Genomic DNA, 12,943 nt, shown 5'->3' on the forward strand with positions numbered 1-12,943 from the left:
TCCCTCGTTCAGCCGCCGCCATCCCGCGCCAGGGCAGCCTCGATGGCACGGCGCTGGCGTATCTCGCGCTGCGCGGCATAGAGACCGCTGATCGTGATCAGGACCATGCCGAGCGCCGTCCACACATCGGGCAAATCGCCGAACACCACAAGACCGACGATCACCGCAAGGGCGATTGCCGAATAGCGGAACGGGCTGACCACAGAGACCTGGACGCCACGATAGGCGGCAATGACCAGCGCATGCCCGCCGACCAGGCATAGGCCGCCCAGCATGACGATCATCAGATTGTGCGCCGTGAGGGGCTGCCATTCCGCGAAGGCCGAACCGCCGAAGCCGGCGAGCGAGACCACGACCGTGGTGCCGAGCGTAGCCAGCAGCGTCGGCACCTTCGCGCCCATGCGATGGGTCAGGAGGTCGCGTAGCGCCGTGAGAACAGCGCAGGCGAGGGAGGAAAGGATGAAAAGATTGAGCCCGTTCGCCGTGGGATGGGCCACGAGGATTACACCGGCGAAGCAGAACAGCACCGCGAGCCAGCGCCGGCCATCCACTCGCTCTTCCAGCAGGAAGGCGGAAGAGGCGAGCAGCAGGATCGGCGTGATCTGTCCGACGGTGGTGGCCGTGCCGAGTGGCACATGGGCCAGGCCGACGAGCGAAGTGACCGCCACCATCACCTCCATGCAGCCGCGTATCAGCACCGGCCATTGGAAGATCCGGCGAAACTGCGGGCCGAAGCCGCTCGCAAAGATAAGGCCGAGTACAAAAAGCGAGGCGAAGACACCGCGAATGGCGATTACCTGGCTCACCGGCATCGAGCCTGTCGCGAGCTTGGCGAGGGCATCATTGCCCACGAAGCTCGTCATCGCCCCGATCATCAGGAGAATGCCGCGCTGGTTGGCGCGCTGCTGGCCGAGATCGCCCTGCGTATAGGATACGCTGCTCATCAGGCCACCGCTTCCTGCACCTGTCGCGAGCGAACGAAGAGCAGGGCGAGGCCACTTCCGACAATCAGCGCCATGCCGATGACAGCAAGACTGTTGGGCACCTCCCGCCAGATCACGAAGCCGGCCGTCACCGCCCAGACTGTGAAGCTGTAGTAGTAGGGCGCGACGATGCTGGCCGGCGCCCGGCGATAGGCCAGGAAGATCGCCATCTGACCGAGTGTCACGATGAGGCCGGAGGCAATCATGGTGAGCCATTGCACCGGGCTCGGCGGCAGCCAGGGCTGGAGAGCCAGCGTGGCCGCGCCTGTCGTCAGCGAGAGGATGAAGCCGCTGGCGGATAGCACGACGAAGGTAGGGATCGAGGAGGGGACACCGCGGGTGAGAAGGTCTCGCATCGCCACCGTCATCGCCGTCAGGAAGGCGTAAATCGCTGCGGGCGAGAGTCCCGCCCCCGTAGGCTGCGCCACCAGCACCGCACCGAGGAAGCCGGCGCAGACCAGGACGAGGCGGATGGCGCCGATACGCTCGCGGAAGATCACGGCGACGGCGATGATCACCAGAAGCGGTGCCGTCTGTCCGATGGCAATGGCATCGGCGATCGGCATGTTGGCCAGAGCCGTCATGTAGAAGAAAGTGGAGGCTGCTTCGGACGACGCGCGAAGAAGCACGCGCCAGTCGAAGGCGCCTCCAATTTCGCGCCACTGCCCCATGACCAGCACGAGCACGGCGCTGCAGATGAAGCCGAAGAAGCAGCGCATGAACAGCACCTGTAAGGGCTGCTGCAGCGCCTGCGCGGTGAGCTTCATCAGGGAATCGGAGACGATGAACAAGCCCGTCGCGAGGACGATCGCGGCGATGCCAAACCAGTGGGAACGAACGGATGTCATGGAGGATGCAATCGGAACGCTGCCCCGCGGAAAAAAGCCATGCTGCGAGGGCGAAGAAAGAATATTGTTCTGTTTATACTTGTGCCAGCGATTTGGCAAAGACAAGCAGCCTGAATATCAAGCAAAACGTCGCAGGCTGAACATGTCGAGATCGAAGCGGCTGCGTCCCGATGTCGCCAGTTCCGCCAGGGCCTCGCCGATGGCGCTGGCGAATTTGTAGCCATGGCCGGAACAGGGCGAGGCAACGATCACCTGTTCAAAGCCGGGCAGGGTGTCTATGATGAAGTGCTCATCGGGCGTCATCGTGTACATGCAGGCCTTGAGGCCGAGCAGGTCGCCGTTGGCGGCGGGAATATGCTTGGCGAGGCAGGCCCGCAGGAGGTCGCGCTGGGTGGGCGAGGGCTGGCGATCCGGCAGATGCGGGTCGTAAGGCTCGCCGCTGAAATGGGGCGAGCCGAGCTTGAAGCCCGGATGCTGCCAGAGGGGGAAGCCGTAGAAATGCCCCTCCCGCGCCTCGAGCGTGAAGACCGGAAAGCGCGTCATGTCGAAGAGGGACGGCTTGACAGGGCTGAACCATCCGAGCGTCTGCCGCACCACCTGCGTCGAAGTCCTGAGGGCCGGTACCAGATCGCCGATCCAGGCGCCCGGCGAGAGGATCAGCCGGCCTGCCTCGTAGACGCCGTGTTCGGTGGTCACGCGCACGCCCCCGCCGGCGGTGGGCTCCCAGCCCAGCATGGCCTCACAGCCATGGATCTCGGCGCCGTGATAGAGGGCAAGCGTGACATGGGCAAGGATGGCCCGCTCGGAGGCGACGAACCCCGATTGCGGCTGGTAGAGGCCGATATGGTCGGTATCGAGCGTAAAGGCCGGGAAGCGCTCCTCTATCGCCTTGCGATCGAGCACCTCATGTGCCAGGCCATATTTTTCGCTGGCGGCACGAGCGTCCTCGATGACACCCGAGCCCTCCTGGCCGATATCGAGCGCGCCGACTTCGTAGAAAAGCGGCTCGCCGGTGATCCTGCCGGTCTCGAGCCAGAGCTCGCGCGCCCGCCGCACGAGCGGCACATAGGCCTCGCCCTGGAAATATGCGAGGCGAAGGATGCGGCTCAACCCATGCGAGGAGCCCATGGCGTGGCCGATCTCGAACCTCTCGAGGCCCAGCACCCGCGCGCCGCGCCTGGCGAGCTGGTAACAGGTTGCCGACCCCATGCCCCCGACGCCGACGACGATGACATCATAGGGTCTGGGCACGGGCAATACTTTCGCGGTTCAGGGGCGCGGGGTCGACGCAGTAGGAAGTAGTTGCTCCGCTCTCGCCGCCTGGCGCGATCAGGCGGAATGCCTCATCCGCCGGTCACGCTCATGTGGCGGCTGACAGAGGGCTGTCGGGTACGCCGATCGATGATGAAGTCGTGGCCCTTGGGCTTGCGGGCGATGGCGCGGTCGATGGCGGCGTTGAGCAGGTCGTTGCTCTCCGAGGCGCGCAGCGGAGCGCGCAGGTCCGCGGCATCCTCTTGTCCCAGGCACATATAGAGCGTGCCGGTGCAGGTAACGCGCACGCGGTTGCAGCTTTCGCAGAAATTATGGGTCATCGGCGTGATGAAGCCGAGGCGCCCATCGGTCTCCTTGACGCACACATAGCGGGCCGGGCCGCCGGTCGCATAGGGGATGTCCTCGAGCGTATACCTGTCCATCAGCTGCGCCCGCAGCATGGAGAGCGGCAGATATTGGTCGACGCGGTGGCCGGAGACGTCGCCCATCGGCATCACCTCGATGAAGGTGAGATCCATGCCGCGGCCATGTGCCCAGTCGATCAGGCCGCCGGCCTCGTTCTCGGTCATGCCTTTGATGGCGACGGCGTTGATCTTCACCGCCAGGCCCGCTTCCTGGGCCTTGTCGATGCCATCGAGCACCTTGCCCAGATCGCCCCAGCGGGTGATTGCCTTGAAGGCTTCGGGATCGAGGGTGTCGAGTGAGACATTGACGCGCTTCACACCGCAGGCTCTGAGTTCGGCGGCATATCTGGCGAGCTGCGAGCCGTTGGTGGTCAGCGTCAGCTCATCGAGCCGGCCGGTCTCGAGATGGCGGGAGATCGAATGGAACAGTGTCATGATGCCGCGACGCACCAGCGGCTCGCCACCGGTGAAGCGCAGCTTGCGCACGCCCTTGGCGATGAAGGCGGTGCAGAGGCGATCGAGCTCCTCGAGGGTCAGCAGATCCTTCTTCGGCAGGAAATTCATGTCTTCCGACATGCAATAGACGCAGCGAAAGTCGCAGCGGTCCGTCACCGAAACGCGCAGATAGTTGATCGCGCGCCCGAAGGGGTCGATCATCGGCAGCTTACCTGCCATGATATGATCATCCAGCACTTAAAAGACTCCGAGGGGCATTTCCCCTTTGTTCCTGTTCTAGGGCGAGGGATAGCAGCCGTAAAGGGCGTTGCACTGCGTCAAATCCGGCTTGCACCGCTCCATTCACGTCCTTATGTGGCGTGTGATCTCTCAAAAGGAAGATGCCGTGAGCGCGTGGCCCACCGAATTGCGCCTGTCCCAGGACAAGAAGACGCTGACCGTGACTTTCGACGACGGGAAGACCTATGCCCTCAGCGCCGAATTGCTTAGGGTGATGTCGCCCAGCGCCGAGGTGCAGGGCCATAGCGCCGCCGAGCGCAAGACGGTGGGCGGCAAGATCAATGTCGCGATCCTGGCGGTCGATCCCGTCGGCAATTACGCCGTGCGCCTCTCCTTCGACGACATGCACAACACCGGGCTGTTCACCTGGGCCTATCTCGCCGAACTGGGGCGCGACAAGGACGACCGTTGGGCCGCCTATCTGTCGGAATTGCGGGAGAAGGGCCTGTCGCGGGAGAGGCCGGGGCAGAGGTGAGGGGCTGCGCCGACCTTTTCCAGAATTGATCAGACCGCCACGCCTTACGTCGGGTCCTCGCGATGCAGGTCGTGGATCGCCACACCGCCAGCCGCTTCCGCCGGTGGCAGCAGCCATTGCTTGTGGCGCAGGGTGCGCTGCGTATCTTCGAGGCCCATGCTCCAGTGCTCGCGCATCGAAGTGCCTGAGAATTCGTAGTCCTTGGCGTGGCCTTCGTAGTTTTTGTGCTGGTAGATGAGGTGCACGATGTTGACGGCGCCCGGCTTGACATGGGTTTCGATCAGCTTCTGCTCTTCCCTGGTCAGCATCTCTTTCGGCACGCGCTTGAGGGCGTCGATCAGATGCGTCCTGATGCCATGGATGCGCTTGAAATTATCGGTGTTCTGGCGCGTGCGGCTCGAATACATGATGTCCTTGTGGCGCGACAGCACATCCGGCATCGAGCGCGGCAGCACGCCGCGGGCGCTGAAGAGGTCGACCTGGAACACCAGCGAGGAGCGCTCTTCCTCCTGGTCCAGCAGATATTGCAGCGGCGTGTTCGAGACGATGCCGCCGTCCCAATAATATTCGCCCTCGATGCGGATGGCGGGGAAGGCGGGGGGCAGGGCGCCGCTAGCCATGATGTGCTCGGGCCCGATATGCACCTGGTCTGTGTCGAAATAGACAAAATTGCCGGTGCGCACATTGACCGCTCCGACGCTCAGGCGCTTCTTCCCGTCGTTGAGGATGTCGAAGTCGATCACTTCCTCCAGCGTGTGGCGCAGTTCCTCGGTGTCATAGAAGCTGGTCGCACCTTCGGCGCCGGCCTGCTCGAGCCAGGGATTGGGGAACCGGGGCTTGAAGAAGCCAGGCTGGCCCTGCGACATGGTCATCCACGACGAGGTGCGGTTGCGGATATCGCGGTAGATGTCGCCCTCGGGCGTATAGGCCCAGATCTTGCGGCCCGAGATCTTCTGCCAGAACTGCTCCAGGCGCTGCAGCCGGTGGCGCGGTTCGTTGCCAGCGATGATCGAGGCATTGATCGCGCCGATGGAGACCCCCGACAACCAGTTCGGCTCGCAGCCGGCATTGGCGAGAGCCTCGTAGACGCCGGCCTGATAGGCACCCAAGGCGCCGCCGCCCTGGAAGACGAGGGCAATGCGGTCATACTGGGCAGAGATTTCTTCGATGGTGGCGCGGGCGGCCTTGTCTCTGTTGCGTTCAAGCACGGAAGCGGTCCTTGGAAAAATACGCAGAAATCGACGGAATACACCGCGCTGGGCGGGGCTGGCATTGATGTGCCGGTCCGAAGACCGGCACATCGAGAATATTTCAGCCCTGGGAGACGATCGGATCGAGCATCGTCTTGGCGATGGGCTCGCGCGCCGGCTGGTCGGCCAGGTAATCGTGGATGACTTCGCCGAGGCCAAGGGTGAGGTCTGCCGTGAAGTGGACGGCGGAGACGACTTCCAGCACCGGCAGCTTGGCGACATCGGCCATGACGTGCGGGTGCAGGTCGAGGGCGGCCGGCGCCGTCCAGGCTTCCTTGAGGTTCACGTCGATGAGGTGGTATCGCACCAGCTCGCAAATACGCAGCGTGCCGTCGACATGCGGGATGATCTTGATCAGGTAGTTGGGCGCTTCGAGCGCGGCCTTGATGGCCTCCTGGTCCGCCGCCTTGTGCTTGTAGCCCATAGTGCCGGTGGCGCAGAGCACGCTGCCATAATGGAGCGTGCCGACCACGACTTCGCCCTCATGAACGATCCTGGGCTTGGCGAGCTTCTTGGGAAAACCCCAGAGTTCACGGCCGCCGGCGATGGGCGCGTCGTCGTCGAGATACATCGAGTGGACATATGCACCGTGCTCGCCCTTGAAGCGAACGGGGATGACCTGTCCTGTTTCGGTATAGTCACCGAAACCGGTGGAGTCGGGCATGCGGATGAATTCGTACTTCACCAGCGGCTCGTCGATCTCGAGGGGCGCCGGGACCACCTTCTCCAGCGCCTCGCGCGTGGTGCGGTAGGTGATGATGATGTATTCGCGATTGAAAAAGCGATAGGGGCCGGGGGGATACGAGGGATTGGTGAGCGGCATTGCATAGGCGCGCTTCAAAACGTCGGCTTGTTCCACGGGATATCCTTTGGGATCGGAAAAAGGGGATGGACAGGCAAGCGTTCATTTTGTTGCACGGCAGCATGACAGTCCCATGTCCATTCCGCAGTGCACAGGTGCTGTAATAAGGGCGACATCTGCGCGTGCCAGCCTTCGGTGCTTTGGCGCATCTGCGCCACCCCTCCGTTTTCCCTCCCAAGAGATTTAAGATGGCTGTTCTCACGTCCAAGAATGCCCTGGTGACCGGTTCGACCAGCGGCATCGGCCTCGCTATCGCCCGTGCTTTTGCGGCCGAGGGCGCCAACGTCACGATCAACGGCTTCGGCGATGCGGATGCCATCGAAAAGGAGCGCGCCAGCATCGAGGCTGATTTCGGCGTGAAGTGCCGCTATTCCGGCGCCAACATGATGAATGGCGAGGAAGTCACCGCCATGGTCAAGGATGCGGAGGCGGCCTTTGGCAGCCTCGACGTGCTCGTCAACAATGCCGGCATCCAGTTCGTCTCGCCAATCGACGAATTTCCCAACGACAAATGGGAAGCGATCATCCGCATCAATCTGATCGCTTCCTTCTATGCCATCAAGGCTGTGCTGCCGGGCATGAAGCAGCGCAAATGGGGCCGCATCATCTCAACCTCCTCGGCGCATGCCCTGGTCGCCTCGCCCTTCAAGTCGGCCTATGTCTCCGCCAAGCATGGCGTGACGGGCCTGACGAAGACGGTGGCGTTGGAAGTCGCCCGCGACGGCATCACCGCCAACGCCATCGCGCCCGGCTATGTCTGGACGCCGCTGGTCGAAAAACAGATCCCGGACACCATGAAGGCTCGCAACATGACTGAGGAGCAGGTCAAGAACGACGTGCTGCTCGCCGCTCAGCCGACCAAGGAATTCGTCACCGTCGACGAGGTCGCCGCCATAGCGCTGTTCCTGTGCACCGACTCAGCCAAGCAGATCACCGGCACGACGCTCTCCGTCGACGGCGGCTGGACGGCGGAATAAGCCTTCGGCGTATCCTGAGGAGACGGGTTCCGGCGCGCGCAAGTGCCCGCCGAAACCCGTTTTGTTGTTGTCGAATATCACACTGCCAAGTCTCAGGCAGCCAAGCCTCAGGCAGCCTTGTCGAGGACGACGAGGATGTCGGTGACTTGCCGGTCATGCAGCATCAGCGTCGTGTGCCGGTCGTCCGACCAGCCCGCGAGCTTGATGACGCGCCCGGTCATCTTGCCATCGTCGCCGGCTTCGGCCGGTTCGAGGATGATGAGCCCGCTCTCATCGATGAAGAAGGTGTGATTGCCGAACTGGCTGTTGAAGCGAGGCATCATCGGATGATCGTCGGGAATGGCTCTCGCCGGATACTGGCTCAGGGTGCGCTCGACATGAGTGGACGTCAGTTTCATGGCACGTTCCTTTCTCCTTCCGCGGGCAACGAACGGCCCGCCAGGCACCGGGACGCTAGAGACGAAATCTGTTCATCGTCCGATGCAGGCGCGGCCATTCGATGAAAGCTGTATGGCCGCAATGTGCGGGCGCGTCGGCGATCTCAGTCATGACCGGGCCGCTCAGTTGCGCATGAGCACCAGCGGGATAGCGATTGGCATGATCTTGACGATCGTTGGCAATCCTGCCAGGAGCGGGTAGGGGCCGGCCGCTGTAGAACATCGCCATCCGCAATGAGGAGGTGAAGATGAGTTCCGTCAGTGAGATTCCCGCCGCGTCGGCCAGCGCCGCCATCGAGCATTTCGAGAAGCGCCTGGCACTCGAGACCGATTGTTCAGACGTGGCGAAGGCACTCGGCGCCGGTGACCAGGACTTCGTGCTGCTGCATGTGGTCGGTACGCCCGAAGCCTATCGGCGCCGTCACGTGCCCGGCGCTCTGCACCTGCCGCATCGCGAGATCACGGCCGAGCGTCTGGCTGAATGGCCCGAAGACACGCTGTTCGTCGCCTACTGCGCCGGCCCGCATTGCAACGGCGCCGACCGTGCTGCCCTCAGGCTCGCCCGGCTGGGCCGTCGCGTGAAGATCATGATCGGCGGCATTACCGGCTGGGAGGACGAGGCTCTGCCCTTCGCCACCGGCGCCGAACCCGGGAACTTCCGGCGCGCGGCCTGACTGCAACCTTTGATTACAAAGTCAGCCTCCGGCGGTGGCAGGGAACGCGACCTCGCGATGCCTCGCCCTGACGGGGGTTTTGTGGCGGCTTATTTCCGTCACCCAAGGCCTGTCGATCTCGATTCCGCGTCTCTCGCGAAACGAAAAGGCTTCAGCGACAGTCGGTCTCCAGCTTACTGACTGTCATACATCCTATCCCCTCAATACTCCTGATAGTCATTTCCCTGGTCGTCATCATAATACTGCCGATAGCGCGGCGGCTGGTAATCATATCTCGGCTGCTGATAGTCATACCTTGGCTGGGGATCGTAATAATATTGCTGCTGATAAGGGTGCTTGCGCAGATAGTGGCTGAGCTTGCAGCCGCCATGGCTGGTCACCTTGTAACCCGGCGGACAGGGAGCGTATTGGGCGGGAATGACCTGCAGGGCCGTGGCGGTGCTGTCCGGAGCCGGGACAGGCATGGCCGAGGCTGCTGAGGTGGCCAGGACGGTGGCGGCGGCCACGGTTGCGATGAAGCGGGGGTGGGGCATGGTTGCCTCCTTGTTGTACACGCCATGGTCGCAGCGTGGCACGGCGAGGATGAACAGAGGTTGAATGGAGGTGGCGAAGGTTGCCGCCGAGCGAATCTTTCGGACGGGTCGACGCGACGGGATGACGAACGCCCCTTTGCGTTGGCGCGTTGGCGCACTGGTTCCGCACAAAGGGCACCGTGGCTTCGCCCTCTTGACAGGGTGCCGGTTGTGTGAGGAATATCGTTAGTACACAAACGATATTCCTGGCCTCCTGTCGAAAGGGCGTCGATGGCCATATCCGCTCAAAGCCGTGCGCGCGGCGCGCTTCTTGGCCTGGCGATCGGGGATGCCCTGGGCATGCCGACGCAATACATGCCGCGCGCCATCGTGGCGAAGCGCTATGGCATCCTCAACCGTTTCGAGCCCGCACCCGATGATAATCCCATCAGCCGCGGCATGAAGGCGGGATGCGTGACAGATGACACCGACCAGGCCGTAATCCTGGGTGAGTTGCTGGTGGAAGGCGGCGGCTATGTCGATCCCCGCCGCTTCGCGGATGAACTCCTGGCCTGGGAGACCCGCATGATCGCGGCTGGTTCGGCCGACCTGCTCGGCCCCTCCACGCGCAAGGCACTGACACTGATCGCCGAGGGCATGCCGACCGACGAGACCGGCAAGACCGGCGCGACCAATGGTGCGGCAATGCGCGTGGCTCCAGTCGGCATCGCCTTTCCAGCCAAGCCCGTCGAAGGGCTTGTCGATGCTGTGTTCCAGTCCGGCCATGTCACCCACAACACCACCATCGGCCTCGCGGGCGCCTCGGCCGTGGCTGCAGCGGTGAGCGTTGCCATTGACGGCGCGAGCGTGAGCGAGGCCCTGCAGGCAGCGGTCGAGGGAGCCCGGCATGGCGCCCGGCGTGGCTATTACTTCGCCGGTGGCGACATCGCGGCCCGTATCGGCTGGGCCGTCGGTCTGGTGCGCGGCAAGACACAGGATGAGGCGCTGGACCTTATCTACGATATCGTCGGCACCGGCGTCGCAACGCAGGAGGCGGTGCCGGCCGCCTTGGCGATTCTCTCCCTCGTGCCTGAGGATCCCTGGCTCGTCTGTCGCCTGGCTGCCAGCCTCGGTGGCGACTGCGATACCGTTGCCGCGATTGCAGGCGCCGTCGCCGGTGCCTGCCACGGTATCGAGGGCTTCCCGCCGGCGGTGATCTCGGACCTCAGGGCCGCCAACCCCTCGCTTGATCTCGAAGGGCTGGCGGATCGGCTGTTGTCGTTGCGCGGCAAGGCCTCGATCCTGCCGCCATCGGCCCACATGGGAGTGCGCAGCGCATGACGGCGAAGGCCGCCCCGACCAGACTCTTGTCGGTGGGAAGCATCATCGCCGATGTGCGGATCGACGTGCCCATCCTGCCCCCGCGCGGTGGGGATGTGCTGGGCTCGGAGGCTTCCATCAGCGCCGGCGGCGGTTTCAATATTCTTGCCGCCGCGGCGCGAAACGGCCTCAAGGCCGCCTTCGCCGGACAGCATGGCAACGGTCCCTACGGCGAGCGCATCCGGGCTGCGCTCCAATCCGAGGGGATCGAAGCGCTGATGCCGGCCAGCAGGGTGGCGGACAGTGGCTTTTGCATCGTACTCGTCGAGCCGGACGGAGAGCGCACCTTCGTCACCAGCCCCGGCGTCGAGGCTCGCGCAAGCGCGATGGCGCTCAGCGAGATCAAACTTGGCCCCTCGGATGCCCTGTTCGTCTCGGGTTACGATCTCAGCTATCCGGATCTTGGACCGGCTATTGCAGACTGGATCTCTGTCCTTCCGGCCGGCGCATGGGTGACGGTCGATCCTGGACCACTGGTTGCCGACATTCCCGTGGCGATCAAGGCGGCAGTTCTCCCCCGGGTCGACGTGTTCACGCTCAATCGCCGGGAGGCAGATCTTCTTTCCCAAAGCCAGGATATTTCCGCAGGCGCCGCTGTCATCTTGCGCCGACTGCGGCCCGATGCTCTTCTCATCATTCGCGATGGGCCGGCTGGTTGCTGGCTTTTTGGCGGGTGGTTTGGCGCGCAGGGGCGGCATGTGCCTGCACCCCTTGTCCGCATGGTGGATTCCACCGGCGCGGGGGACGCCCACACGGGTGTATTCCTGGCCTCGCTCGCGGCGGGACATGATTTTCTCGAGGCTGCCAGGCGTGCCAACGCCGCTGCCGCTTTTGCCGTAACCCGGAAGGGTCCCGCCACCGCCCCCCGCAAGGAGGAGCTGGACGCCTTCCTGGCGGCATAAGACAATAAAAACAACAAGATAGGGCGGATTTCTCGTAAGAGAAACGAACGCCCAGATGGGTCAAAACAATAAAAGCGCTGTCACCATCGATCAAGGGAACCGGAATCATGAGCTATCAGATCAACCGTCGTCGTTTCACCGCCGCCTTGGGCGGCGCCGTTCTCGCCGGGGCCTGGGCCCGCCCGGGCTTTGCCGACGCAAAGGAAATCACGGTCCTCAACTGGAAGGGTTATGGCACGGATGAGTCCTTCGCGCTGAAGGCCTTCGCCGATGCCACCGGCATCACCGTCAAGCATGACTATTTCAACTCCGAGCCGGAGATGCTGACGAAGCTGCGCACCAATCCGGGCGCCTACGACGTCGTCCTCATCAACAGCGCCCGCATCCAGCAGGCGCAGGGCGAGGGGCTGATCGATCCGATCGATTTCGCCACCATTGCAAACGCTGCGGCGCTGTCACCCGCGCTGAAGGAGCACGCCAATCTGAAGGCGGATGGCAAGATCTATGGCTGCGCCTGGGTTTGGGGCATGAATTCGCTCGCGGTGCGCAAGGGTATCACCACCGACACCTGGACGATCTTCTCGGATCCCAAATACGCCGGGAAGCTCGCTCTGTTTGATGATGCGGTCACGTCGGTCGGCATCGGCGCCTTGTTGACGGCTCAGGATGCCAACGATCCCAAGGACTTGAAAGCTGTCACAGAAGCGCTGAAGGCGATGAAGCCCAATGTCAAGCTCATGTGGTCGAGCGAGGACGAGTGGAACAAGGCCTTCGCGGCCAATGCCTTCGACATCTCCGTCTATTGGTCCGGCGCCGTGGTGCGCTCGATCCGCCAGGCCAAACTGCCGGTGGAGTTCGTGGTGCCGAAGGAGGGTGCGATCGGTTGGCTCGACAGCCTGGCGGTGCCGACCTCCAGTTCGAAGAAGGACGACGCGCTCAAATTCATCAACTACATGATCGATCCCAATTTCTATAAGACCTGGACCAGCGTGGCGGGCGCCCCGGCCTCCGCCAACCAGGCGGCGATGGATCAACTCCCGGCCGACGATCTCAACCGCCAGATCCACAAGCCTGAGTATCTCACCAAGCTCACCTTCATGTCGGCCCTGCCGGATGACCGGCGCCAGTCCTTCGCCGACCTGTGGGAAGAGGTGAAAGCCTTCTACGCGAAGTAAGAAAAGACAAGTCAGGGTAGGAGCTTGTTGCTCCGCCCTGACTCTGTTTGCAAGGGT

General features: G+C 63.3%; 14 protein-coding genes. 6 read left to right on the forward strand and 8 right to left on the reverse strand.

Going from position 1 to position 12,943, the window contains the following annotated elements; translation table 11 throughout:
* Window positions 1-8 precede the first annotated feature (8 nt).
* The 4 genes from ACMDCR_RS12980 to moaA form a co-directional block, all read right to left on the reverse strand.
* Entirely contained in the window at window positions 9-944 is a 936-nt protein-coding gene (locus ACMDCR_RS12980; protein ID WP_413992923.1) for a DMT family transporter, read from the reverse strand.
* A complete protein-coding gene (locus tag ACMDCR_RS12985; protein ID WP_413992924.1) occupies window positions 944-1,831 on the reverse strand; it encodes a DMT family transporter in 888 nt (295 codons plus the stop codon). The genes ACMDCR_RS12980 and ACMDCR_RS12985 overlap by 1 nt, the downstream gene beginning before the upstream one ends.
* 117 nt (window positions 1,832-1,948) lie before the next feature.
* Window positions 1,949-3,082 (reverse strand): N-methyl-L-tryptophan oxidase, encoded by a 1,134-nt coding sequence (solA, locus tag ACMDCR_RS12990; RefSeq protein ID WP_413992925.1) that lies wholly within the window; start codon window positions 3,080-3,082, stop codon window positions 1,949-1,951.
* A gap of 92 nt (window positions 3,083-3,174) precedes the next feature.
* Window positions 3,175-4,182, reverse strand: a complete 1,008-nt coding sequence (moaA, locus tag ACMDCR_RS12995) for a GTP 3',8-cyclase MoaA (protein ID WP_413992926.1) — start codon at window positions 4,180-4,182, stop codon at window positions 3,175-3,177.
* Window positions 4,183-4,315: 133 nt separating this feature from the next.
* Here moaA and ACMDCR_RS13000 point away from each other — a divergent pair, with 133 nt between their 5' ends.
* Window positions 4,316-4,717: a gamma-butyrobetaine hydroxylase-like domain-containing protein gene (locus tag ACMDCR_RS13000; RefSeq protein ID WP_413992927.1), complete on the forward strand. Its 402-nt coding sequence runs from the start codon at window positions 4,316-4,318 to the stop codon at window positions 4,715-4,717.
* Between the two features lie 44 nt (window positions 4,718-4,761).
* Here the strand turns inward: ACMDCR_RS13000 and ACMDCR_RS13005 are convergent, their stop codons facing one another.
* Together ACMDCR_RS13005 and ACMDCR_RS13010 are read right to left on the reverse strand one after the other, a co-directional pair.
* The gene (locus ACMDCR_RS13005) at window positions 4,762-5,925 is read right to left on the reverse strand and encodes a patatin-like phospholipase family protein (protein ID WP_413992928.1); all 1,164 of its coding nucleotides are present in this window, start codon (window positions 5,923-5,925) and stop codon (window positions 4,762-4,764) included.
* Between the two features lie 103 nt (window positions 5,926-6,028).
* Window positions 6,029-6,826, reverse strand: coding sequence for an acetoacetate decarboxylase (locus tag ACMDCR_RS13010; RefSeq protein ID WP_413992929.1), 798 nt, complete (start codon window positions 6,824-6,826; stop codon window positions 6,029-6,031).
* Between the two features lie 191 nt (window positions 6,827-7,017).
* On the opposite strand from ACMDCR_RS13010, the gene ACMDCR_RS13015 reads away from it, so the two are divergent.
* Complete coding sequence (locus ACMDCR_RS13015) at window positions 7,018-7,806, forward strand: 3-hydroxybutyrate dehydrogenase (protein WP_413992930.1); 789 nt, start codon at window positions 7,018-7,020, stop codon at window positions 7,804-7,806.
* 107 nt (window positions 7,807-7,913) lie between these two features.
* On the opposite strand, the gene ACMDCR_RS13020 is transcribed toward ACMDCR_RS13015, so the two are convergent.
* Window positions 7,914-8,204 (reverse strand): hypothetical protein, encoded by a 291-nt coding sequence (locus tag ACMDCR_RS13020; protein WP_413992931.1) that lies wholly within the window; start codon window positions 8,202-8,204, stop codon window positions 7,914-7,916.
* A gap of 287 nt (window positions 8,205-8,491) precedes the next feature.
* Here ACMDCR_RS13020 and ACMDCR_RS13025 point away from each other — a divergent pair, with 287 nt between their 5' ends.
* Complete coding sequence (locus ACMDCR_RS13025; RefSeq protein ID WP_413992932.1) at window positions 8,492-8,917, forward strand: rhodanese-like domain-containing protein; 426 nt, start codon at window positions 8,492-8,494, stop codon at window positions 8,915-8,917.
* 200 nt (window positions 8,918-9,117) lie between these two features.
* On the opposite strand, the gene ACMDCR_RS13030 is transcribed toward ACMDCR_RS13025, so the two are convergent.
* Entirely contained in the window at window positions 9,118-9,450 is a 333-nt protein-coding gene (locus ACMDCR_RS13030) for a hypothetical protein (RefSeq protein WP_413992933.1), read from the reverse strand.
* 270 nt (window positions 9,451-9,720) lie between these two features.
* On the opposite strand from ACMDCR_RS13030, the gene ACMDCR_RS13035 reads away from it, so the two are divergent.
* The 3 genes from ACMDCR_RS13035 to ACMDCR_RS13045 all read left to right on the forward strand — a co-directional run bounded on the left by ACMDCR_RS13035 (window position 9,721) and on the right by ACMDCR_RS13045 (window position 12,886).
* Window positions 9,721-10,770, forward strand: coding sequence for an ADP-ribosylglycohydrolase family protein (locus ACMDCR_RS13035; RefSeq protein WP_413992934.1), 1,050 nt, complete (start codon window positions 9,721-9,723; stop codon window positions 10,768-10,770).
* Window positions 10,767-11,711 (forward strand): PfkB family carbohydrate kinase, encoded by a 945-nt coding sequence (locus ACMDCR_RS13040; RefSeq protein ID WP_413992935.1) that lies wholly within the window; start codon window positions 10,767-10,769, stop codon window positions 11,709-11,711. The genes ACMDCR_RS13035 and ACMDCR_RS13040 overlap by 4 nt, the downstream gene beginning before the upstream one ends.
* Before the next feature lie 107 nt (window positions 11,712-11,818).
* The gene (locus ACMDCR_RS13045; protein ID WP_413992936.1) at window positions 11,819-12,886 is read left to right on the forward strand and encodes an ABC transporter substrate-binding protein; all 1,068 of its coding nucleotides are present in this window, start codon (window positions 11,819-11,821) and stop codon (window positions 12,884-12,886) included.
* Window positions 12,887-12,943 lie beyond the last annotated feature (57 nt).

It is taken from the genome of Labrys okinawensis, from assembly GCF_047345005.1.
Taxonomy (GTDB): domain Bacteria; phylum Pseudomonadota; class Alphaproteobacteria; order Rhizobiales; family Labraceae; genus Labrys; species Labrys okinawensis.

Excerpts from the sequence above, each read along its gene's own strand:
- ACMDCR_RS13040 (WP_413992935.1), top strand. The coding sequence starts at position 10,767 with ATGACGGCGAAGGCCGCCCCGACCAGACTCTTGTCGGTGGGAAGCATC.
- ACMDCR_RS13000 (WP_413992927.1), top strand. The coding sequence starts at position 4,316 with ATGTGGCGTGTGATCTCTCAAAAGGAAGATGCCGTGAGCGCGTGGCCC.
- moaA (WP_413992926.1), bottom strand. The coding sequence starts at position 4,182 with ATGGCAGGTAAGCTGCCGATGATCGACCCCTTCGGGCGCGCGATCAAC.
- ACMDCR_RS13015 (WP_413992930.1), top strand. The coding sequence starts at position 7,018 with ATGGCTGTTCTCACGTCCAAGAATGCCCTGGTGACCGGTTCGACCAGC.
- ACMDCR_RS12985 (WP_413992924.1), bottom strand. The coding sequence starts at position 1,831 with ATGACATCCGTTCGTTCCCACTGGTTTGGCATCGCCGCGATCGTCCTC.
- ACMDCR_RS13020 (WP_413992931.1), bottom strand. The coding sequence starts at position 8,204 with ATGAAACTGACGTCCACTCATGTCGAGCGCACCCTGAGCCAGTATCCG.
- ACMDCR_RS13035 (WP_413992934.1), top strand. The coding sequence starts at position 9,721 with ATGGCCATATCCGCTCAAAGCCGTGCGCGCGGCGCGCTTCTTGGCCTG.
- ACMDCR_RS13030 (WP_413992933.1), bottom strand. The coding sequence starts at position 9,450 with ATGCCCCACCCCCGCTTCATCGCAACCGTGGCCGCCGCCACCGTCCTG.
- ACMDCR_RS13045 (WP_413992936.1), top strand. The coding sequence starts at position 11,819 with ATGAGCTATCAGATCAACCGTCGTCGTTTCACCGCCGCCTTGGGCGGC.
- ACMDCR_RS13025 (WP_413992932.1), top strand. The coding sequence starts at position 8,492 with ATGAGTTCCGTCAGTGAGATTCCCGCCGCGTCGGCCAGCGCCGCCATC.
- ACMDCR_RS12980 (WP_413992923.1), bottom strand. The coding sequence starts at position 944 with ATGAGCAGCGTATCCTATACGCAGGGCGATCTCGGCCAGCAGCGCGCC.